A 21,597-nucleotide genomic window follows, 5' to 3' on the forward strand; every position below is an offset into this window, starting at 1 on the left:
CGGCAGAAAGGAAGCAGTAATGGAAACGGAAATTTTAAAGGTAACCCACTTAAACAAATTCTACGGGGCGCGCCAGGTCCTCTTTGATGTGAATTTTACCCTGCACCAAGGCGAAGTGCTGACCCTGCTGGGCCCCTCGGGGTCGGGGAAGAGTACCCTGCTGCGGACCTTAAACGGCTTGGAAGCCTTTCAGGCCGGGACCTTGACGTTTAACGGTCAGCCCGTGGTCGCCGATGAAGCCCACTGGCAAAAATTGCGGCAAAAAATCGGGATGGTCTTTCAAAGCTACGACCTGTTCCCGAATTTGACGGTGCTCGAAAACATCACCCTGGCCCCGGTAAAGATTCAAGGCCGGTCGGCCGCGACCGTGCAAGCAGAAGCCCTTGCCCTGCTCGAACGGGTGGGGCTGAGCGCTTATGCGAAGGCCTATCCGCGGGAGCTGTCCGGGGGGCAAAAGCAGCGAATCGCGATTGTGCGGGCCTTGGCCTTGCACCCGGAATTAATGTTGTTTGATGAAGTCACGGCTTCCTTGGACCCGGAAATGGTGCGGGGGGTCTTGGAAATTATCAAGCAGTTGTCACAAGAAGCAGCGATGACGATGATCATCGTGACCCACGAAATGAACTTTGCCGCCCAAATCGCCGACCGCGTCCTCTTCTTAGCTGATGGCAAAATCGTCGAGGACACGCCGGGGCAGCAATTTTTTGCCCAGCCGCAAACGCAGCGGGCGCAAGAATTTTTGGATAGCATGGACTTTTAAGAAGGAAGGTCAACCAAATGAAGAAAATTTTCAAAGCAATTATCCTGAGTCTCGGGGCCCTGCTCTTAGCCTTGGCCCCGCTAGCCACTTTGGCCCGGCCCGCGCAGGCGGCCACAAACCCCAGCTCAGTGGCCGCGATTAAGAAGCGCGGCACCTTGCGGGTCGCCGTTTTTGGTGATTTAAAGCCTTACGGGTGGGTTAATCAAGACGGCAAGCGGGTCGGTTACGACGTTTACTTGGCGCGGCGCTTGGCCAAGGACTTAGGGGTTAAGGTCAAGTTTATCCAAGTCAACGCCAACAACCGGGTCGATACCTTAAATGCCAATAAGGCCGACTTGGTCTTGGCCAACTTTACGGTGACGCCGGAACGCAAGCAGGTCGTCAGCTTTGCCAAGCCATACATGAAGGTTTCCGTCGGGGTGGTGTCCAAGAAGGCGAAGCCAGTAACCAAGGTCAGCCAGTTAAAGGGCCAAAAGTTGATTGTCACCAAGGGGACCACGGCGGAACAATACTTTACCCAAAAACAAAAGCAGGTCCAATTGCTGAAGTTTGACTCCAAGACCCAACAGTTCAACGCCTTAAAGAACGGGCGGGCGACGGCCTTGGCGGATGACAATTCTTACCTGTACGCTTGGGTCAAGCAACACCCAAAGTACACGGTCGGCATCAAGCAATTAGGGGCCAGCTCCTACATTGCCCCGGGAATCAAGAAGGGGAACACTTCCCTGCTGAAGTGGACGAATCGAGAAATCACCAAGCTGAATAAGGAAGGCTTCTTTGCCAAGGACTACAACCAAGAATTAAAGCCGTACTTTGGCAGTGAAGTGAAGCCAAGTGACATTATTTTGGATAAGTAAGCAGGTAACGCGGTTCCGGGGGGAGCCGCGTTTTTTGGTGGTATGATTAAAGAAAACGACGCATGCCAAGTACGGAGGAAATGACATGAAACAAGTTCAGCAACTCGAAATTCTTAAGCGCTTAATTGCCATCCCCTCGGTCAATGGCCGAGAAGCAGCAGTGGCCGATTACTTAACCAAACTTTTCACCCCCTACCAAGATCAAATTCAAATCGAGCGGGTGACCTATGCGCCGGGACGCGACAACTTAGTGATTACCGCTGGTCAGGGTGCAAAGACCCTCGGCTTGGCCGGCCACATGGACGTGGTTGCCCCCGGAGATCTGGCTCAGTGGACAACTGATCCCTTTAAAGCCACGGTTAAGGCCGGTCGTCTATACGGGCGGGGCGCGTGTGACATGAAGAGTGGTCTGGCAGCGATTGTGGTGGCCCTGCTGGAAATGTTGGAGCACCAGACCCTGCCGGGGAGGATCCGGTTGTTAGCCACGGTCGGTGAAGAGACTGGCGAGTACGGTGCTGCCCAGTTGACCAAAGCGGGGTATGCTGATGACCTGGCCGGGTTGGTGATTGCCGAGCCAAGCGCCGACCTTCGCGAGGTCGGCTACACCGCCAAAGGAGTGATCGATTACATCTTGACTGCCAAGGGCCAGAGCGCGCATGCCTCCCAGCCGCAACTGGGGATCAACGCTCTCGACCATGTGCTGGAATTTGCCACTCAGGCTAAGGCCCGCCTGGCTAAGCTCGATCAAATCGATCCGGTGCTGGGGCCTTTGACCCACGTGATCAGTGTGATCAACGGTGGTGAGCAAATCAACAGTGTCCCAGCCCAAGCGACCTTGCAGGGCAATATTCGCACGATTCCCGCCCATCCCAACCAGCAGGTCTACGATATTTTGGCTGGCCTAGTGGCGGAATTGAACCAGCGGCCAGGCTACGATTTGCGCCTGACTTACAGCTTTCCGGAAGAGCCGATGCCGGGAGTAGCAGACGCCTCGCTGCTGAAATTGATTGATCAGGTCCATCAGGACGTCTTTGGTACTTCGGTCACGCCGGTGGGGCAAGCCGGGGCCAGTGATGGTTCCGAATTTCTGCATGCGAAGGGCGACTTTACGATCGCTTTGATCGGTCCTGGTGGTGACACTAGCCACGCCAGCAACGAATTCGTTGACCTGGCCGTCTACTACCAGGCGATTGAATTCTATCAGCGACTGGCCGCTGCTTTCTTTGCACCGGATAATTAAAGCGTTTTCTAACTTGTGAAAAGCATTGCTGGCTGCAGGACGCCAGCAGTGGTGCAATCAACTTGAAGGCTGTTGAAATAAAAAAGTTTGTGAAAAAAGTTAAAAATCGCTCCGTTTCGCGTATATATAATTAGGGAGAAAGCTCCCGAGTAAAAGTGGCACGCCCGGCTCGCTGAAAGGCAGTGGGGATGCTACAATAAGAATAGGAGCGATGAAATGGCGCAAGAGTACTTTGATTTCACCAACGATTTGATTTTCCGCTGGGTGATGGAACGCGAGGAAAATTGTTTGGCAATCCTGCGGGCGATCTTACCGGAGCTCAAGATCACGGCGGTCAAACGGCGGGAGAATGAGCACCCTGTCAATTACCTGGCCTTTGATGATGAGCGTGGTGTCCGCTTTGATGCAATCATTGAGGACGATCAGGAACGGTTCTACGACGTGGAAATGCAAGTCGCAAACCAACCGGGGCTGGGCAAACGGGTCCGCTACTATCAGGCGCAGATTGACCAAGAGACGCTGAAGAAGGGTGAAGATTACGATGACCTGCGGGAAAGCTACGTCATCTTCTTTTGCGCCTTTGACCCCTGCGGGCAGGATCGGCGATTATATCAGTTCCACTACTACGAGGATGACGACCGGCAGTTGCGCCTGCCGACCAACTCGCACGTGATTCTGATCAATGCCTTGGGCACCAAGGGTCAAATCACCCCGGCATTGGCAGCGGTCTTGGACGTCATGAACCGCCGGCGCGATAACGCCAACCCGTTGGCGGTCAGGTTGGTGAAGGAAATCGATGACTATAATCGGGATAAGAAACGGAGGCGAGCACTGATGAATTTAAAAATGCGGCTGAAGGATGAATGGCGACTGGGGCTAAGCGAAGGTCTTGACCAAGGGCGAGCGGAAGGAAAAGTAGAAGGTCGTGCAGAAGGAAAGGCAGAAGGCCGCGATGAAATGACGCTTGGCTTGATTCATGCTTTGCAGGCCCAAGGGATGCCGCAAAAACAAATCGTAGAAGCCCTGGCCTTAGCCCGGAAGATCTCATTAGCCGAAGCGCAACATTACTATGATCAGGTGGTGCAAGCTACTAGCGGAGGCGAGCACTAATGAATTTACAAATGCGACTGAAGGATGAATGGCGACTTGGGTTGAGTGAAGGTCGTGCAAAGGGCCGTACAGAGGGCTACGCAGAAGGACGAGCAGAGGGCCGTGCAGAAGGAAGAGCAGAAGGTCGCGATGAAACGATGCTCAGCGTAATCCATACTCTACAAATGCAAGGTCAAACCCAAAACAAATCGTGGAAACGTTAGCCTTGATGCAAAAAAGTTCATTAGCTGCCGCCCAACGTTATTATGAGCAGGTAGCGCAACCTGACAACTGCGGCGAGGAATAAGAAGGGGAGACTAAGCGCACTCAAGAATTTTGCCAACGGAACGAACGGTGGGACTGCTTGAAGCGGACAGGCGGGCCCACCGTTTTTAGTTTGTGAAGATGAAAATTTTGGTGGGTAAAACCCGATTAACCAAGTGCTTAGTGGCCAGAACCAAAAAACTTTGTGAATAAAGTTAAAAATCCCTCTTTTTCGCGTATATACAAAGTAGGGGCTTACCCCGCGTGAGGAGGAATTTAAATGGCAAATAGAACAATGACGCAAGCTAGCGTCCTAGTAGCGCAGTGGCTAGCTGAGCCGACCAGCTTGCGACCATTGCTACAACAGTTGTTGAGTAAACCGTCAGTGGCGACGATCAAGCAAGTCAGCTGGCAGTGTGACACAATCCTGCCGCAGTGCTATAGCTTGGCCGTAATGGTCCAAGACGACTGGGGGCGCTGTACGCCGGTGCAGTTGCGCTTGGTTGCGCCGGCCCGGCAGCTACCAGTCGCCCTAAATCATTTGACAAACTTGGTGACCAAGCCGCGTTCCGCACAACCACCGGTGACCTTTTTCCTGGCCCCGCTGGCCGCTTGGAATATGATCCGCTTTATCGAAGTGAGCTTGGATCGGCTCGGGCCGCGCTTGCGGTGTGGACAGGGAAAGTTAGTTTGATCATGAGCCTCACAAGTAGCAGGTGATTTATCTAATAAAAGGCCTTGTTTATTATTTTTCCTTCTGTATAATTGAAATTGTTTTTCAATAAAGTGATCGTGATCATTAAATCAATTTAATGATCATGACTTTACCAAGTCGGGAGGAATAATTTTGAAAAAGAAGCCAATTATAATTTCGATTCTTGTGGCGGTGCTAATTATTGCTGCAATTGTGGGAACGATGCTTTACCGTCGTGACAGCAATGGAAAACCATTCAAGGCCAGTCTCAACCATTCTAAAGTGATGATGACTCCAAACTGGGATGCTACGGTTAAGTTGACCGCCAATAAAGGTGCCACGTATCAAGTACTCAATAAAGATAATAAGGTGGTTCAAGGCAAGCACGCTACGACTGATGGCAAGGCCACAATCAAGCTTACGAAGGTTGGCGATTACACGATCGTGGCCAGAAGCGACAATGGCCACGTAAGTAAGAAGCTGCCCGTTAAGGTATCGCACTACCAAGCACAGATCAATAAGTGGACCAATGCTGTGGGACCCTTGAAGTTTAAGATTACTAGCGTGGATTACCGGCTGATGTCAAAAAGTGATCATGATACGCCAGACACATCGATGATCGATGAAATCTTTGATCAATTAAATGATCATTACTACCAAGTCCAGGTTAATTATGTAGTGGAAAACACCGGTAATAAAGCGGTGAACCCCCAATACACGATGTGGTTGCCGGAATCTGATGACAATCAAGAATTCTCGGTTCAAACGCCGACGGTCGATGGAGCAGGCATTGATTCGATCATCGGAACAGCCGCAATCAGTCCTAAGAGTAAGCGGAGCGGGAACGTGATCATGATTTCCAACAATAAGTTCTCCGTTCAAAACATGCAATTCAGCATTGACGAAGTTTTGGGCAACAATGGCACCCATATTTCTAAGGGTGGGATCGCCAAGCTTAAATAAGCATCAAAATAACTTATGACTAGTCAACAGGTCACCCAGGTGCGTTTTCACCGGGGTGACCTGTTTATTTACCGTATTTATCCGTAACCGTGAATACCCACGGCTCGAAGTTAGGCCGAATCATGAGCTTGGCGATTTTTTGGTCGGCAGGGAAAGTCAATTCACAATTGATGATCGTCGGGGTTACTTGGTACTCTTTGATCAGGGTGTTAGTGTCATAGGCTAACAGTTCACCGCGTTCGTTATACAACATGATAAAGATTGTAAACTCAATATCGAATCTAGGCTGGATAGCGATTTCACCAGTTAATTGGATCTCAAAGATTTCATCATCAAAATGGTAAGCTTTTCTGGCAACGCAATTGACGTTGGTGATGCCAAAATGCCCCTCCAATACCGTATCACGGATAATGGGAAGTGGAAGCTGATCTTTAGTTTGATAATCATTTAGATCGATGCCTGACTGTGCTTGCGCATTAGTGGGAGTGGTCGAAGGAAGCTGAGCGGCCAATTGGTGCGCCAGATCAAGGCACCACCGGCTGGCGGCCGGGGAGAGGCCGTACTCGGTTTGGAGCTGTTCGCTCGTTTTTTCATCATTTGTTGGTTCATCAAAGAGCAGACCAAATTCCCAGCACACCCGGGTGAGATTGTATTCCAGGCTGGAAAGGCGGAGCGACTGAAGGTGATAACTTAAAGTGGCCCAATCACTGAGTAAAGTTCGGTTGCTAGCGATCAGGTTGATAATAGCGTCAGTTTTTATCATTGTGGTAACCTTTGAGAATAATTTTGCAGTGGTCAACTTCGGGAGCGAGGTCGCTATATTCTTTAAAAGAAAAGGGAAAAGCAGGAAAAAATGGGAGATTGGAGATCACGCTAGTGGTGAATTTACCACCATAAGAGTAGTTTCTTGTGTTAAACAACATGGTGCCATCCTTGGCATAGGCTACAAGAACCATATAGAAGCGGCAGGTGATTTCTTTGGCTTGGATTTGACCGATTACGGTGAGAGAGTCGTCGTGAATGTAGGCCAGCATTTGCAGATCATCGATGCCAAATTCTTTTTCCCAGGCCCGATCCCGGAGAATTTTGTTTGGCGGCAGGTAGCGAAGCGTCATGGTGCGGTCCCCTTTATGAGATTAATTGATTTAATTTTATCACGAATGGGGAACAAAACGATCATCAGGTTGGGCTTGGCCGCGAAGGTACCATAGGATTAATTCAACGAAGTAATCAGGATTTTTTAAGACCTGTTTTGACCAAAAACGAAGAACGATCCATCCCATTGCTTCAAGTTGTTGAGTTACTTCGCGATCATGACGCATATTAGCTTCAATTTTAGGAATCCAGTAGTCACGATTGCTTTTGATGTGTTTTTGGTAATTTTCCCAATCAAAACCATGCCAAAATTCACCATCAATAAAGACGGCAATTTTGTATTTGGTAATTGCAATATCAGGCTTGCCGGGCAACGCTTTGTAATTTGTACGATACCTAACTCCTTTATGCCAAAGTAGTTTGCGCAAGATCACTTCGTCTTTGCCACCAGTAACATGAATTTTGGCCATTTGGTCGTGACGTTGCTTAGTTGTATGAAAATTATATTTCATTTTTCGCTCCATGCTTGACAACTATTAATGTAAGTGATTTTAAAGAGGTTTCTTTTTTGGTATATTAGTAAGTGTTTATAAAATGTGTGAATTTTAGGGTGAATAATTATGGTTTCGAACGATATGAATTCAGAACGAATTGAAGCTATTGAACTTTTGAAATCAAGTCGTAAATTGAGCTGGGAACAGTTAATGACCGAAGAATCCTATGAGCAATATGCTAGTCTTCTGAAGATACTTAGACAAGTAAGTGCTCCGTCTTTTAAAGAATATATCAAATTAATAGATCAACTGAAAAAAGATGAAGAGGGTAGTCGAGCAGTTAGTTTGGTAAGTAGTCCACAGGTTGATAATACAACTGAAATTTCAACAAATCCTCACTCAAGTTGGAACATGTATCGAAAACAATCGCTTAAGGAAGCGCAACACTGGTCCCAAAAGTCGATTATGAATTTAGAACAATCGACTAAAGCCGTTTTGAAGCGTTTGAGTTTAGACATGCAAGCGACTAAAGGACCAGTAAAGGGATTGGTAGTCGGAAATGTTCAATCAGGTAAAACAGCCAATATGACTGGCTTGATGGCGATGGCAGCTGACAATGGTTTCAATGTTTTTATTGTCTTGTCGGGGATGATTGAAAGTTTGCGTGAACAAAACTTGGAACGAATCAGACGAGATCTTTCGCAAGATGGGGCGGATAACCACTGGCATTCATTTAACAGTGCCGAAATCGAAGACCTGCCTGCGGTACAAAATCTAAACCTTAAGTCTAGTTCACATGAACGTTACTTAACAGTTGTTTTAAAAAATAAGAGCCGGCTTGAAAAGCTGAAAAAATGGTTGAACTATGATCCAAATCAAAAGCGCAAGATGAAAGTGTTGTTGATTGACGATGAGGCCGATCAAGCAAGTATTAATACTCAAAACATTGAAAAAGATAAGGCGACGGCCATTAACCGGATTATTAAGGATATCGTGAATGATCCTGACTTTGGTGCTATGAATTATGTGGCCTATACCGCAACGCCGTTTGCGAATGTTTTAAACGAAGCCACCACTGAATCGCTGTACCCCAAGGATTTTATTACCATTTTACAATCAGCTGATGAATACATTGGTGCTGACCAAATTTTTGGAAAAAATGACCCCGACTATCAAGATCGGTTGGATATTGTACGAAGCATTTCTAAAGAAGCAGTTGAAACGATTCGAAAAGTTCAGACTGGTAAGTCTGATGATCCTTTGCCGGTAGATTTTAAAAAGGCCATCAATTGGTTCTTGTTGGCAGTAGCCGCCATGCGGGCCAATGGTTACAGTAAACCGATTTCGATGATGATTCATACCGACTTTAAGGTTGATTCACATAAAATTGTGGATGAAAAGGTTCAAGGATACTTACGAGATCTACGGAAAAATCTTGAAGTAACGTTAGCAACTCTAAAGAAGCAATATCAAATTGAAACTGAAAAGTTGCAAATTCAAGATTTTAAGAAGGTTTTACCCGACTATACCAAGCCAATCGACGATTATCCAGCTTGGCAAGCCGTTGAAGAGGAATTACGATTACTGTTTGGTTTGCCTAATGATGAATATGTAGGACGGATTGCTGAACGAGATGATGGAAAATACCGTTACGGCAACGGAATTCATATTTGTGTTGATAATAGTCGCAGTACCTCAGATGAGGATCATCAAATTCGCTTGCGTTATCCAAGCAAGAATGACGAAAAGGATAAAGCACCAGCGTTTATTGTCATTGGTGGGAACACGCTCTCTCGGGGCTTGACTATTCAAGGATTAGTATCGACGTTCTTCTTACGCAATACCAATCAAGCTGATACATTGATGCAAATGGCCCGGTGGTTTGGGTACCGGATGGGCTATGAGCTATACCCACGAATTTGGCTCGACAGTGCTGCCAACAGCCGCTATCAATACTTACGTGAAATGAATGATGAAATGTTGGATCAATGGAAGATCTTCGCGGCAAACGGGATGACACCCTTGCAGTCGGCACCAAGAGTTAAAACCAGTCCAAGCTATGTCAACGTTAAGATTACTTCAAACAACAAGATGCAAAGTGCAAAGCCGGCTGAATTTAATTTTGCTGGGTACAGTCCACAAATCATTCTGTATGATACTCGAAAGGAAACGATTGAACACAATTTGCGTTCAACGCAACAGTTCTTAAATGGCTTAGGCGCAGACTATTATCGCGGCACTGATGACCGGATGGTTTGGCGTGGTGTCGATACAGAGAGAATCCTAGCTTTCTTAAAGGATTACCGCTCGGTAAAAGAAGATCACCAAGTAAGTTCCATTCCTAACATTATGGAATGGATTAGCCAGAACAACACCGCTAAGCACAAGTTTGCCGACTGGAACGTTATTTATGCGGGGAAAGGCAAACTGCAAAAAGCAACTAACGAGTCTTGGCAAGTTGACGGATGGAGTTTGCAGCCAGTAAATCGTGCGAAGATGTTGTCCGATAATCGCTTGTCAGACACCATCAGTATCGGTGTTTTAAGGAGTCCTTCGCACCTTTTGTATGACATTAATGTGGAACAACTTCAGAAATTGACATCTGAATATAATAAGAAAGTTCTTTCTGCGGATGAAATAGTTGAAATTCGCAAAAAGGCGGGTGTGTTGGATGCGCCACAGTTAATTGTTTATCGAATTGACAAAAACTCGAAGAAACAGCAAAGATCGGTTGGTCGTGAAGATTTAAATGTTGCTGGTGATTTGATCGGACTCAGTATTATGTTCCCCGCGGTTCAAGGAAGTCAAAACAGGAACCGGGTTGAGTACGTTTCAGTTAATTTGGTGCCTGGATTGCCATCAGAGGCTGGGCCAAATGTTGAAGAAGAATTTAGTGAAGAAACAGATGAGGACTAGAAAATGCAAATAAAAATTGCACCAGATGATTCGCAAAGCATGGCCCAATCAGGGGATGCCATTCTTAAGTCGTTGCAAAACTCCAATTTTTCCACGATTGATATTATCGTGCGCGAATCAATTCAAAATGCGCTGGATGCGGCGGTAAAAGGACGACCGGTTACACGTGTTGATTACCAACTGGGGAAGTTTGACGCCCAACGTTTGAATTCTGAATTTGATGATATTAGTGACGAGTTGAATCGTCGCTTCCCGAAAGACGCAGAATTTTTGAGTGTTCGTGATAGCGAAACAGTTGGTTTGACGGGGGACTACAGATCTGATGACACTCGGATTTTAAATAAGAGCAATTTCCAAAAGTTAGTGTTCAGTATTGGGAAAAACCAAGAAGCTGATGGTGCAGGTGGTAGTTGGGGGTTAGGCAAGACCAGTTACTTCCGTTTGGGTGTGGGAATTGTGCTTTACTACACCCGTGTAAAAGATGGTGATGGCTATGAAGAACGGTTGATTGGTTCATTAATTGAAGACCCAAAGGACAAACGAAAACTTTTGAAAAAGAGCAATCGAGGGATTGCTTGGTGGGGAACTTATGAGGGGGAGAAGCCGGCAAAAGAAAACGCCAAAATTTTCCCAATTACTGATCACCAGCGTATCGCTGAAATTCTTGAAATCTTTAATATTCCGGGTTATCGAGATGATCAGATGGGGACGACAATTATTGTGCCATACCTTCATAAGTACGCTCCCTCAAGTGATTCATTACCATGGGAACGGGACCGCGAACGGGCAATTCAAACAGCAGTCCAACGTTGGTACTCACCCCGCTTAGTAAACGAAGTCTATGCAAAGCAAAGTGGTAACTCACAGTTGGTATGTACCATCAACGGAAGTAATCCAATTGGTTTGTACGGTGAATTAGAAAAGCCATTTAAAATGATGCAAGCATTGTACAACGCAGCAATTACAGGAAGTTCAGATAATGCAAAGATTACGGTAAAGCCAATTAAGATTTCGCGGATGGGGATGGAATCACCGAAAGTAGAAGCCGGTAAAATTGCCTTTACCGTTCAAAATAAGGATGAACTTTCAAATGGTGATTTTACGCCATTGAAGTACATTGAAGGTACAAGTGACGAAGATGAAGCAAAAGCATCGATAGTTGCATTTACCCGGAAACCGGGCATGATCGTTAAGTATGATGTGAACGGGGCTTGGTCTAGCGGAGTTAAGGTTGGTGACAACCAAGTCTTGATGGGGTTCTTTGTACCAAATTCGAAGGGAAAACTGTATAAAAAATTCCAAACTGATCGTCATAAAAATTTGGAACAGTATTTACGTGCTAGCGAAAAAGCTGACCATGCGGACTGGTTTGACGTGGACGGATTAACGTTGGTTAACCGTATTACTCGTTTGACAGCTAAAGCTTTGAGCGATGAAACAGAAGGAACCGATGATGGTGGAACTACCTTATTGTCATCTACTTTAGCGCGGCGCTTCGGTCGGTTGTTACCGCCAGAAAACTTTGGCAAAGCTGGTAAAGCACCATCCAATAAGAAGCATAAGAAAACTTCACCACATAAGCGAACGGCTGATATTAAGATCAAGGATAGTTCGATGTTACCAAATGGTAATATCCAGATTCACTTTGAAGCTTCCCTAAAGGGACAAGCGTTAATTGAATTGAGAATTAAGACCCAAGATTCTAGTTTGAAGCTTTCCCAATGGCAAGGAACGTTTGGAGAGTTAGCTTTCCCAATCAGTATCAGTGATGTAACGATTGAAGACGGCATTGTCGAGCTGATGGATTCTGATCAATCGTCTATTACGTTGCAAAACAATCAAGAAGCAGTTGCCACTGTTGAAGGGGCGATTTCTTTACAGTTGACTTCAAACGAATATCAACCGCAAATTACAATTCAGCAAATCAATAATTAAGAGGAAACTCCATGCCAGAAATAAGTCTTTATCGAAAAATTGATGATGAATACTGTGACGAATTACATGCTAATGTTCAAGTCATGGTTCCCGAGTTAACGTATATTAATAGTGAATCTGAAGATGTTTTCATTGAATATCCTGATGAAGCTAAGGAAAGCATTAGTATTAATGAATATGATGATGGGTGGGATCCTCAATTAAATGGTCTTCACTACCATCAATCATTCAAAATAGGTAATCCAAGTGCCTTTTTTGGTCATAGTGAGATCACGGATTCAGCGAATCGAATTGGCGTTGCCGTGCACCTTTTTTCGGCTGATTCAAAATTCCAAAAAACAATGGTTTTACCACAAGACGTATATGATACGGTAGATAATTTAGACATTGAGTTTGATTATGATTTTGAAAAATCATGGATGAGAGGGAAGATTAATTTAGAGTTCTTCTTCTTTTTGAAAACTAGTAAAGTACAACATCCTTTCCAAGCAAACGAAGAAGGGATGCGCTTGAGTTATGATAACCTCTTTCAAACTTGTCTAACTGTTGATGGAACAGGATCGACGTTCCCGATTACCGAAATTGAGAATCCAGGCGGTCCGTTGTGGCAAATGAGGAAGCTTTGGAGTGATCCGTTAGTTGACGCTTTCGATGCTTCTAGTGTTCAAATCGAATTAAACAGCAAACATCCTAAGTTCAAGGCTTTAGTTAATAGCTCAAGTACCTCTAATGGGGTCAGTGCAGTATTGATGGAACAAATCATGGCTCAAGCCGTTGCGATGATTATAGATGAAACGGCGAATGATATGGCAGCTGATGGCTCCGATTTTGAAAATGATGTGCCGGCTGAAGGATCAGTGGCTAAAGTGGTTCAGTACTGGATCAACCTATATGATATTGATATCAAGAACGATAAGATGATGGCAATTTTCAATAAGGTTGCACAAGGCGAAAAAGAAGATGAGGCATAACTAATGAACATTAATTGGAATGCAGTGTCTTACTCAATTCCGAAGGCAAAGCAAGATTTTGAAAGCTTAGTCGTAAAAGACAAAATGATTACTCCGATTAACCCTTCTCCAGAATGGTTACCGTTACGTGAAGAATTGATTCGAGCACGAGATGAAATTTTTGAAAAGAATGGGCTGGACGTAGCTTCAACTTTGGGATACGAGTTTGACGTTGATTACGGATTTAAACTATACGAAATTTTAAATGATCAAATTGGGTTCACAAACCGCGCTGCCAGCAGTAATGATGTATGGCGTTATCTGTCTTTACGGGTGATTCCTGATATTGTACACGCACGGATTGGTTTTGAAGAGAAGCAAGATCACTACTATGCATTGCCACGGCGGGTTTGGCTAAGTACGATTTGGTGGTATATCCACCTTTCTTGGGCCGGGAGCGAAGAGGCTACGCGGGAATTATTGGCAACTAATTCAACAGATACGATTATGAACTTAGTTGAACGTCCTGGCCGAGGCTACTATGTTGATGTTTACCGAGAAATTATGAAACAATACAAGGGCCACACCAGTCGGGATCTTTTTCGTCGGGTCTTAAAGCTCAATACCGCTCGACTGATTACTACTTCACCCGAATTGGTAGCTGGGGGAATTGAGCAGTACGTGCATGATCTGTTTGAATCGGCAGGGGCAGGGAAATGACGCTTTTTGTACACAATTTGTATCAGACAATTGTTCAAGCGAATGCCAGACGCTTTTCGAATGTAAGAGTAATCACAGGGTATAGCTCGGCAAGTTTTTTATTGCGAGTGCTGAAAGACTGTCCTAATCTGAAAATGGATATTTACCTAGGAATGGCCTTGCAAGGAATTTCTGCAAAAGATCATGAGCTTTATAAGCAATTAACGGAAAGTGGAAAAATCAGATTGTGGTATGTTTGTGAAGAGCCAATGGTTCACCAAAAAGTAGTCGATTTCTATAACGATCATAATCATCAATCATATATTGGATCAGCTAATTTTTCAGAACGAGGCTTTCTATCGCAAACGGAAGTCATGACGGTTGTGAACAATAGCGTGGATGCAATTTTTTCAGCGATTAAAGAGCGAGCGTATCTTTGTACATCTCCGGTGGTTGAGGAGTATCTTAGATTTAGTAATACTACTGAAGTTAGTTTCGAGAGTGAGCAGCGTGAAGAAGACGTGTCATCAGAAGTTACTGAAGATAAAGCGGGCTTTTCAAGCTATGAACATAGAACGGTTAATAATGGTTCTGAACAAAGTTGGCGTAAGCCAGTGGGAACTTACATTAAAGGGCTTAGTCTAAATGTTGAAGGAATAAAAATTCCAATAATTAGACCGGATTTTCGTGAGAATTTTGCTTTGAATGCGTCTGATCCTTTTTTGTCATTAAAGGGTGTGGATATGTATGAGCTTCGCGAAGCCGAGCGTTTTAATGTTCAAATTAATGGCAAAGATGATGAGGCAATAGTTACTAATTTCTCAGAACTACGCTTAGCGAGATTCAACATTCGAGATGAAGTCTTAGCAATGCTTAATCTTCACGATAATGAAAAAGTTACCTTAGAAAATGCGGGTGACGGAGTTATCGTTGTACAAGCAAACAAAAAGGCTGCAAAAGATCGGCCAAAGAGATATAATCTCTATTTAATTAAGTGATTTCCATGTTATTAAAGTAATATGAAAATCTTAGAATGAGGTGGGATCGATCATGTTGAAATTGATCGAAACATTTAGCGGCATTGGTGCTCAAGCACAAGCCCTAAAAAATCTAAACGTTGATTATAAAACAGTAACAACCGTTGATTGGGAAATTGGTGCTATTTACGCTTATGATATTATTCATAATGGTAAACAGGACTTAACTGAATATCGGCATCATAATAAAGAGAGTTTGATCGAGTCGGTAGGCCGCTTTAATCTTTCTGGTGATGGAAAGAAGGCATTGTCAGACAAAGCATTGCAAGCAATGTCGACGATCCAACTGAAGAAAATTTTAGCTGCGATTAATCGAACTAAGAACTTAGTTGATATTACTCAAGTGCACGCCAACGATTTGCCGGAAGGTGATATTCTTACTTACTCCTTCCCGTGCCAAGACCTTTCAGCAGGGCGTTATTGGCACCACTACACTGGTGGGATTGATCGCGATGCCAATAACCGAAGCACATTACTATGGCAAATTGAACGGATCTTAAAAGAATATCAAATGTTGGCTAAACCCATGCCGCGGTTTTTGCTGATGGAAAATGTCAGTGATATTCTCTCTAGCAAGAACATTGATAATTTCCGTGAATGGCAACGCTTTTTGGAAAAAATGGGATATGTTAATAAGGTATCCACGCTTGATGCGAGAAACTTTGGGATTCCCCAATCACGGGTGAGAACTTATATGCTCAGCGTTAGAGCAGATAGTGATGCCCAAGCGGACTACATTGATCGATATTTGATGGATAACGATCTGGAAATGATTGCCTTGCCAGACGAAAAAATTAGAAACATTGGTGAATTTTTGCGGTTGGATTACTCTAATCCAGTGTATAGGCAAGAAGCGACAGATAGTACTCCAAACTATACTGACTCGAGGCAACGGATTTTTGAAAATAGTCGAATTTTGGCGATTGATGATAAGCCACAAAAGAATGTTTTTGCCCGGACGGTTACCACTAAACAAGATCGTGATCCCAATTCTGGAATTGTTGAATATCGAAACATTAAGTTTACGCCGTGGAATAAACATTACCGCAATTTAACACCTAGAGAATGCTTTTTATTGATGGGATTTGATGAAAAAGATTTTGACAATTTAGAGGCCCAGAATGATGTGGTTCGGAAAGGGCAAAAAATGTTGCCCCAATCGAAGCTAATCAAATTGGCGGGGAACAGTATTGTAGTTCCAGTCTTAGAGGAGATTTTTAAGCAAGTCGTTGAATTGAATCAGCAATTGGGTTAGTCTACGTTCAAGCTCCAAGGTCGGATGCTTGAACGTTTTTCATTTCCCGGGAAATGGAGTCATTGTTTAGCCGCGCCGGGAAATTTATAATGGGGACAGGAAACTGGGAGGGCTGGAAAATGAACAAGGACAACTTCATCCGCGTAATGCTACGGGAACAATTTGGCTGGGACATTGATATCAAAAAGCCAGATTTTGGCACCTATGTAATCGTGCCGCGGCCCGATAGTACCATGGCGACCCAGATCGCACATGGTTTGTCCGGCCAAGCAACCGAGTGGACGGCCCTGACCGACCGCTTGCGGCTACTTAACCGTTGGGCGACGATCCGCTTTAACCACGTGACCTTCCTGCTGGCAAATCCCCAGGCATCAACCAAGTACCTCTACTTCGTCAAAAATGGCCGGGATCGTTATGCCGTGCCGCTGGACCATGAAACACCGCTTGATATGCCAGCCTGCGGTGATGAGATGGCACGGCTGGTCCAAAGCTGGGACACGGACTGGCACGATCCGGACTTTGCTGATTACCGCAGCCGGGAGGAAAGTACCTGGGAAGCGATCCCGCAGGCGCCGACGATGGTGGATTTTTCGACGGACGTCGCCTTTTTAGATGAGGGGCGGCTCGACGACACCAACGATCAATTGAGCGGCTGGTTGCCCGATGCGCAGGACCTGGCCTTAACTGAAATGTTGGGGGAAACCAGTGCGGTGTTGGACGACCTTGGTGGGGAGCAATTGACGGCCGCCGAGGAAGCCGAAGCGGCTGGTGAACCGCAGCCGGAGATCGATGAGGAGCGGATGGCCGAATTGCAAGCCGAAGTGGCCAAGGACCTGGCCTACGAAGCAGAGCATCAAGATGATGATGACTGGGACCACGACGATGACGATTGGGACCGAGATGATGATGGTGACTGGGATCGTGATGACGATTGGGACCGGGATGACGATGATGATTGGGATCGCGACGATTGGGAAAACGATGATTACGACGCCGAGTGGTCGGATTACGATGCGTCAGCCGATTATGAGCAGTGGGAACCAGAAGATGAATGGGAGTTTGATGACGACTTCGACCGGGATGAAGATTAGAACTACTCGTTTTTTCTCATCATTTTTTAAAAAAGTGATTGACAAATGGTAAGAGGATTCGGTAAGCTAAGACCATCATTTACGAAGGGAGGATTTCCTCATGGTTCAAACGAACGCTTTGATGGCTTGCCAATGCATGTGCTGTCCAGTAATGGCCAGCACCATTTTGGCATACCATCAGCGAATCGCTTGGGTCAATTAACGGGGCGTAATCCTCTGTAAAGCAGATCGGTAAAGTAATACCGGTTTGGTAAGGCCGTGATTCCAAGGATGGGATCACGGCCTTTTTGTATGGTTTGCGTCTAGTAGCTTGTTGGTTGGTAAAAAACATAGGTGAAAGGAACGAGATTGATGAAGAAGATGAAATGGCAGGCTTTATTGGCATTAGTAACTTTAGGCAGCAGTTTGGCAGCGGCTCCCCTTGCCCAGGCGGATACGCTCACGGTCGGGACGACCGCGCAAACCTACCCGACCTCTTATCGTAAGGACGGAAAGTTGACGGGTTTTGACGTGGCAGTGGCCAAGGCGGTGGGGAAGGAAATGGGCGCCAAAGTTAAGTTCAAGGTCGTTGGCGACGTACCGAGCCTCTTTGGTGAACTCGATCAGGGCAATATCGACACGATTGCCAACTCGATTACCGTCCTGCCGGCCCGGGAAAAGAAATACCACTTCTCGCCGGCTTACTCCTACTACGCCGCTCAAATTGCCGTCTTAAAGGACAGCAAGTACCATACGCTGAAGGATCTGGCGGGCAAGACAGTCGCCGCCCCGGTCGGTTCTTCCAACATTGATTTGCTGGAAAAATACGATTCGCGGATCAAGATCAAAAAGTACGATGATCGCAATGCCGTCTTTACTGATGCCAATAATGGTACCGTTGCTGGCGTTTTGAACCAACGCCAGTTCATCCAGGAAACCGTCAAAAAGCAGCACCTTAATTTGCGGATCGTCAAGGGGGTCGCGGGCTGGAACGTGACGGCCTTTCCGTTTGCCAAGGACAAGCAGGCCCAAGCCAAACAAAAGCGTTTTGACAAGGCTCTGACCAAACTGAAACAAGATGGAACCCTGGCCAAGCTGTCCAAGCAATTCTACAATGGCGCCGACGTCACGAAGAAGTCCCTCCAGGACCAATAAACTGAGGAGGACCTCATGGATTTTGCCTACATGTTAAAAGTCTTCCCGCAGATTGGCCGGTATGTCCCGGTGACGCTTTTAATGGCGATTGTCGCCATGGGCTTGGCAATCGTGGTGGCGACGGTCCTCAGCATTGGCCAGCGCTACCCGGTGGTCCAGCGGCTGGTGGCCGGGTATTTGTTGATCTTTCGGGGGTTTCCGACCCTGGTGATCTTTTTCGTTGGCTACTATGGCCTACCCCAGCTTTGGCATGGCCAGTCGCTTTTGCCGGCCGGGGCCGCTGCGACGGTTTGTCTCGCGTTGAAAGAGGGGGCCTACCTAACGGAAATTTTCCGAGCTGGGCTGGCCAGTGTTGGTCGTGGCCAACTGGAAGCGGGCTTGGCGCTCGGCCTTTCCAAGGCAGTTGTTTACCGGCGGGTGATCATTCCCCAGGCAATTCCGATCATGATTCCCCCGGTCGGTAATACCTTTATTGGCCTGCTGAAAGAAACTTCGTTGGCCTTTTCGATTGGGGTAACGGAGCTGTTTGGGGCCGGCAAGTTGCTGGCAACGGAAAACCTCGCTTACCTTGAAGTTTACTTGGTGGTCGGCAGCTGGTACGTGATTCTGATTTACGTTTACACCCATTTGCAACAATGGTTGGAAACTCGGGTCGCCCGGCGCTTTGGTAAGGAGGCACGCGCGTGAAAAACCAATATTTACCGTTGGCTAAGCGGGTGGCGCACCGGTTGGATCAACACCTGAAAAAGACACCGGCGGGGCTGACTTGGGACATCAGTCACTCCTTTGCGGGTCAGTGGCGCTACTACGATGAGGCTTCGCTTTACGCGGGGGCGAGCGGGATCATCAAATTTTACCTGCTCCTGGCTCAGGTTAGTGGCGAAACCCGTTACTTTACGACGGCCTATCAGGCGGGGCAGGAACTGGCCGCCCGGGCACTGGCGCCAGCTGAGCACCTTGAGAAAGCCTTTAGCAAGTATGCTTACACGACGGGCCTGGGAGGAGTGGCCCAAGCTTTGGCCTGGCTCGATCAAGCCCAGCCAACGCCTCGCTTTGCCCAGGCGATTTGCCAGATTCTACAGGGCATCGTGGCTGAACAGCGACCGGATGGGGCCTGGAGTGGTCAAATTGGGATTGTTGCCGATGGCGGGACGGCCCTTTTGTTGGGGCATTTGGCGCCACGCTACCAGATTCCCGGCTGGCAAGCCGCTTTGCGTAAATTTGGTGCTTACGTTTTGCGCCAACGGCAGGTCGATGCACATGGCCAGGCTTACTACGTGGGCTTGGATCTGAACTACGTTGGTGGCCCAGCTGCCAAGTTCAATACTGGGTTTCCCCTTGGTCCGGCGGGAGTGGCTTACACCCTGCTTAAATTGGCGGCTTGGACTGGCGAGGACCGGTTTACAGCTGGCGTGACCGGGATTCGCGAATTTTACGAGTACTATGGGCAAAAGGAGGCGATCTTGCTGCCACATTATCATCCGGATACGGAGGGGATCTGCTACGTCGGCTACTGTGGGGGGCCAGTAGGGGTGGCCCGCTACTTTTACCAGCTAGCCCTTCAGCAAGACGATCGCCAGGCCGCTCGCGATTTTGCCGCGGCAATTGCCGGACTGGACCTGGTGCAAGCCCCGGCTAAGCGCTCGGCGGGCTACTGGCAGACTGAGAACTACTGCTGCGGGACGGCTGGAATCCTAAACTTGCAGTTGGGGGCGTATTTGGCCACGGGCCAGCCGGCCTACCTGACCCAAGCGCAAGCGACCGGTCAACTGCTGGTCAACCGGGCCGTTCAAACGACACAGGCCGTCTACTGGCACCAGGCTTTTGAGCGGAAGGTACCGACCAACATTACGGCGGCGTTGGGCTATTACGATGGTGCCGCCGGAATTGCCAGTCAGCTGTTGGAACTGGGCGAAATTGAGCAGGGGCATTTAAACACCCATCGTTTGATTGACGATCCCTATCCGGCGACTTGGAAGCTGAGCCAATAATTTCCCGGGAAATATGCTCCCAAACGCGTATAATTTAAGTAAATTGCGCGAAAGGGTGGGGGAAATGAAGATCGTAATCGCACCAGATTCGTTTAAGGGGTCACTGACGGCCAAAGAAGTCGGTGAAGCCATCCAAGTCGGGTTAAAGCAGATTTGGCCGGATGCGGAATACGTGTTGGTCCCGATGGCCGACGGGGGTGAAGGGACGGTCCAAGCCCTGGTTGATGCGACGGGCGGGCGCTTTATAACGCGCACGGTCACTGGTCCCTTAGGCTTGCCGGTCGCCGCTCGTTACGGCTTACTTGGTCAGGGGCAAACCGCGGTGATTGAGATGGCCGCGGCCAGCGGCTTACCCTTGGTACCGGCTGATCAATTAAATCCGCTCTTGACGACGACTTACGGGACCGGCGAATTGGTTCGCGATGCCCTCGATCAGGGGGTGCGCGAAATTATTTTGGGCCTGGGCGGCTCAGCGACCAATGATGGTGGCGCGGGGCTAGCCCAGGCCTTGGGGGCGCATTTGTTGGATCAAAGTGGCCAGGAGTTGCCCTTCGGCGGGGGCGCCCTGGGTGAACTAGCTCAAATCGACGTCAGCCAGCTGGACCCACGGTTAGCCGAAGTTAAAATCAAGTTGGCTTCCGACGTCACCAATCCGCTGACCGGGCCGCCGGGGGCTTAGGTGCCGGCCTGTTAGCCTTCACCCACGCCAGCCTCCACCCCGGGGTGGAACTGGTGGTAGAGGCAACCAATTTAAAACGGAAAGCGCACGGCGCCGACCTGGCTTTCACCGGGGAAGGCAGTCTTGATTTTCAGACCCGCTTTGGCAAAACCCCGTACGGAGTGGCCCAGGCGATTAAAGCCGTTGCCCCGCACGCGCCGGTGATCGCCCTTACCGGACACATTGGCCCCGGCGGCGCGGACTTGACTGATGTGATCGACGCCGTCTTTGCGACCCCCACCGGAGCCAAGGTGTTAACCCAAGCGATGGCAGAAGCAAAGGCTGATCTTGAAATTACTGCCACGCAAATTGCCCGGCTCTGGGAAGCGCAAAATAAAAAATTGCGGATGAATGGGAATTGACACACGACATATTTATAGATTAATGTCATTAAGTTAAGCTCTTGACACCAAAT

The 21,597-nt window shown here is 47.4% G+C and carries 20 protein-coding genes and 1 pseudogene; 18 read left to right on the top strand and 3 right to left on the bottom strand.

Going from position 1 to position 21,597, the window contains the following annotated elements; translation table 11 throughout:
- The first annotated feature begins 19 nt into the window (after window positions 1-19).
- From FC43_RS00375 to FC43_RS00405, 7 genes are all read left to right on the top strand, one after another.
- The gene (locus FC43_RS00375; protein ID WP_056953278.1) at window positions 20-760 is read left to right on the top strand and encodes an amino acid ABC transporter ATP-binding protein; all 741 of its coding nucleotides are present in this window, start codon (window positions 20-22) and stop codon (window positions 758-760) included.
- Between the two features lie 17 nt (window positions 761-777).
- Window positions 778-1,617 carry a transporter substrate-binding domain-containing protein gene (locus tag FC43_RS00380; protein ID WP_056953279.1) on the top strand — a complete coding sequence of 280 codons (840 nt, stop codon included), beginning with the start codon at window positions 778-780 and terminating at the stop codon, window positions 1,615-1,617.
- Between the two features lie 85 nt (window positions 1,618-1,702).
- Window positions 1,703-2,857 carry an ArgE/DapE family deacylase gene (locus tag FC43_RS00385; protein WP_056953280.1) on the top strand — a complete coding sequence of 385 codons (1,155 nt, stop codon included), beginning with the start codon at window positions 1,703-1,705 and terminating at the stop codon, window positions 2,855-2,857.
- Window positions 2,858-3,073: 216 nt separating this feature from the next.
- Window positions 3,074-3,967 (top strand): Rpn family recombination-promoting nuclease/putative transposase, encoded by an 894-nt coding sequence (locus FC43_RS00390; RefSeq protein WP_056953281.1) that lies wholly within the window; start codon window positions 3,074-3,076, stop codon window positions 3,965-3,967.
- Complete coding sequence (locus tag FC43_RS00395) at window positions 3,967-4,170, top strand: hypothetical protein (protein ID WP_056953283.1); 204 nt, start codon at window positions 3,967-3,969, stop codon at window positions 4,168-4,170. Before FC43_RS00390 ends, FC43_RS00395 begins: the two co-directional genes overlap by 1 nt.
- Window positions 4,171-4,490: 320 nt before the next feature.
- Window positions 4,491-4,904 (top strand): hypothetical protein, encoded by a 414-nt coding sequence (locus FC43_RS00400; protein WP_156648210.1) that lies wholly within the window; start codon window positions 4,491-4,493, stop codon window positions 4,902-4,904.
- 153 nt (window positions 4,905-5,057) lie between these two features.
- Complete coding sequence (locus tag FC43_RS00405; protein WP_235807560.1) at window positions 5,058-5,867, top strand: hypothetical protein; 810 nt, start codon at window positions 5,058-5,060, stop codon at window positions 5,865-5,867.
- Window positions 5,868-5,931: 64 nt separating this feature from the next.
- On the opposite strand, the gene FC43_RS00410 is transcribed toward FC43_RS00405, so the two are convergent.
- The 3 genes from FC43_RS00410 to FC43_RS00420 are packed head-to-tail and all read right to left on the bottom strand — an operon-like array spanning window position 5,932 to window position 7,474.
- Window positions 5,932-6,630, bottom strand: coding sequence for a hypothetical protein (locus FC43_RS00410; protein ID WP_056953285.1), 699 nt, complete (start codon window positions 6,628-6,630; stop codon window positions 5,932-5,934).
- Entirely contained in the window at window positions 6,617-6,982 is a 366-nt protein-coding gene (locus FC43_RS00415; protein ID WP_056953286.1) for a hypothetical protein, read from the bottom strand. Before FC43_RS00415 ends, FC43_RS00410 begins: the two co-directional genes overlap by 14 nt.
- Window positions 6,983-7,021: 39 nt before the next feature.
- A complete protein-coding gene (locus FC43_RS00420; RefSeq protein WP_056953287.1) occupies window positions 7,022-7,474 on the bottom strand; it encodes a very short patch repair endonuclease in 453 nt (150 codons plus the stop codon).
- A 108-nt stretch (window positions 7,475-7,582) separates the two neighbouring features.
- Between FC43_RS00420 and FC43_RS00425 the strand changes: the two genes are divergently transcribed.
- The 11 genes and pseudogenes from FC43_RS00425 (at window position 7,583) to FC43_RS00475 (ending at window position 21,544) form a co-directional block, all read left to right on the top strand.
- Window positions 7,583-10,372, top strand: coding sequence for a Z1 domain-containing protein (locus FC43_RS00425; protein WP_082611416.1), 2,790 nt, complete (start codon window positions 7,583-7,585; stop codon window positions 10,370-10,372).
- Window positions 10,373-10,375: 3 nt separating this feature from the next.
- A complete protein-coding gene (locus FC43_RS00430; protein WP_191979085.1) occupies window positions 10,376-12,307 on the top strand; it encodes a hypothetical protein in 1,932 nt (643 codons plus the stop codon).
- Window positions 12,308-12,318: 11 nt separating this feature from the next.
- Window positions 12,319-13,278, top strand: a complete 960-nt coding sequence (locus tag FC43_RS00435) for a hypothetical protein (RefSeq protein ID WP_056953289.1) — start codon at window positions 12,319-12,321, stop codon at window positions 13,276-13,278.
- Window positions 13,279-13,281: 3 nt separating this feature from the next.
- Window positions 13,282-13,977: a DUF6339 family protein gene (locus FC43_RS00440; protein ID WP_056953290.1), complete on the top strand. Its 696-nt coding sequence runs from the start codon at window positions 13,282-13,284 to the stop codon at window positions 13,975-13,977.
- Window positions 13,974-14,954, top strand: coding sequence for a phospholipase D family protein (locus FC43_RS00445; RefSeq protein ID WP_056953292.1), 981 nt, complete (start codon window positions 13,974-13,976; stop codon window positions 14,952-14,954). The genes FC43_RS00440 and FC43_RS00445 overlap by 4 nt, the downstream gene beginning before the upstream one ends.
- 52 nt (window positions 14,955-15,006) lie before the next feature.
- The gene (gene dcm / locus FC43_RS00450) at window positions 15,007-16,248 is read left to right on the top strand and encodes a DNA (cytosine-5-)-methyltransferase (protein WP_056953293.1); all 1,242 of its coding nucleotides are present in this window, start codon (window positions 15,007-15,009) and stop codon (window positions 16,246-16,248) included.
- Window positions 16,249-16,367: 119 nt separating this feature from the next.
- Window positions 16,368-17,339 (top strand): hypothetical protein, encoded by a 972-nt coding sequence (locus tag FC43_RS00455; protein WP_056953294.1) that lies wholly within the window; start codon window positions 16,368-16,370, stop codon window positions 17,337-17,339.
- A gap of 351 nt (window positions 17,340-17,690) precedes the next feature.
- Window positions 17,691-18,473 carry a transporter substrate-binding domain-containing protein gene (locus FC43_RS00460; protein ID WP_056953295.1) on the top strand — a complete coding sequence of 261 codons (783 nt, stop codon included), beginning with the start codon at window positions 17,691-17,693 and terminating at the stop codon, window positions 18,471-18,473.
- A gap of 15 nt (window positions 18,474-18,488) precedes the next feature.
- Entirely contained in the window at window positions 18,489-19,160 is a 672-nt protein-coding gene (locus FC43_RS00465) for an amino acid ABC transporter permease (protein WP_056953296.1), read from the top strand.
- Window positions 19,157-20,464, top strand: coding sequence for a lanthionine synthetase LanC family protein (locus FC43_RS00470; protein ID WP_056953297.1), 1,308 nt, complete (start codon window positions 19,157-19,159; stop codon window positions 20,462-20,464). The genes FC43_RS00465 and FC43_RS00470 overlap by 4 nt, the downstream gene beginning before the upstream one ends.
- 64 nt (window positions 20,465-20,528) lie before the next feature.
- A pseudogene (locus tag FC43_RS00475) lies at window positions 20,529-21,544 on the top strand (glycerate kinase).
- Window positions 21,545-21,597 lie beyond the last annotated feature (53 nt).

Source organism: Limosilactobacillus ingluviei DSM 15946 (assembly GCF_001435775.1).
GTDB lineage: Bacteria > Bacillota > Bacilli > Lactobacillales > Lactobacillaceae > Limosilactobacillus > Limosilactobacillus ingluviei.

Bases quoted from the DNA above. Each gene is read 5' to 3' on its own strand.
- FC43_RS00445 (WP_056953292.1), top strand. From the start codon at position 13,974: ATGACGCTTTTTGTACACAATTTGTATCAGACAATTGTTCAAGCGAAT.
- FC43_RS00380 (WP_056953279.1), top strand. From the start codon at position 778: ATGAAGAAAATTTTCAAAGCAATTATCCTGAGTCTCGGGGCCCTGCTC.
- FC43_RS00425 (WP_082611416.1), top strand. From the start codon at position 7,583: ATGGTTTCGAACGATATGAATTCAGAACGAATTGAAGCTATTGAACTT.
- FC43_RS00420 (WP_056953287.1), bottom strand. From the start codon at position 7,474: ATGAAATATAATTTTCATACAACTAAGCAACGTCACGACCAAATGGCC.
- FC43_RS00385 (WP_056953280.1), top strand. From the start codon at position 1,703: ATGAAACAAGTTCAGCAACTCGAAATTCTTAAGCGCTTAATTGCCATC.
- FC43_RS00400 (WP_156648210.1), top strand. From the start codon at position 4,491: ATGGCAAATAGAACAATGACGCAAGCTAGCGTCCTAGTAGCGCAGTGG.
- FC43_RS00395 (WP_056953283.1), top strand. From the start codon at position 3,967: ATGAATTTACAAATGCGACTGAAGGATGAATGGCGACTTGGGTTGAGT.
- FC43_RS00410 (WP_056953285.1), bottom strand. From the start codon at position 6,630: ATGATAAAAACTGACGCTATTATCAACCTGATCGCTAGCAACCGAACT.
- FC43_RS00440 (WP_056953290.1), top strand. From the start codon at position 13,282: ATGAACATTAATTGGAATGCAGTGTCTTACTCAATTCCGAAGGCAAAG.
- FC43_RS00455 (WP_056953294.1), top strand. From the start codon at position 16,368: ATGAACAAGGACAACTTCATCCGCGTAATGCTACGGGAACAATTTGGC.
- FC43_RS00435 (WP_056953289.1), top strand. From the start codon at position 12,319: ATGCCAGAAATAAGTCTTTATCGAAAAATTGATGATGAATACTGTGAC.
- FC43_RS00460 (WP_056953295.1), top strand. From the start codon at position 17,691: ATGAAGAAGATGAAATGGCAGGCTTTATTGGCATTAGTAACTTTAGGC.
- FC43_RS00390 (WP_056953281.1), top strand. From the start codon at position 3,074: ATGGCGCAAGAGTACTTTGATTTCACCAACGATTTGATTTTCCGCTGG.
- FC43_RS00465 (WP_056953296.1), top strand. From the start codon at position 18,489: ATGGATTTTGCCTACATGTTAAAAGTCTTCCCGCAGATTGGCCGGTAT.
- FC43_RS00375 (WP_056953278.1), top strand. From the start codon at position 20: ATGGAAACGGAAATTTTAAAGGTAACCCACTTAAACAAATTCTACGGG.
- dcm (WP_056953293.1), top strand. From the start codon at position 15,007: ATGTTGAAATTGATCGAAACATTTAGCGGCATTGGTGCTCAAGCACAA.
- FC43_RS00415 (WP_056953286.1), bottom strand. From the start codon at position 6,982: ATGACGCTTCGCTACCTGCCGCCAAACAAAATTCTCCGGGATCGGGCC.
- FC43_RS00430 (WP_191979085.1), top strand. From the start codon at position 10,376: ATGCAAATAAAAATTGCACCAGATGATTCGCAAAGCATGGCCCAATCA.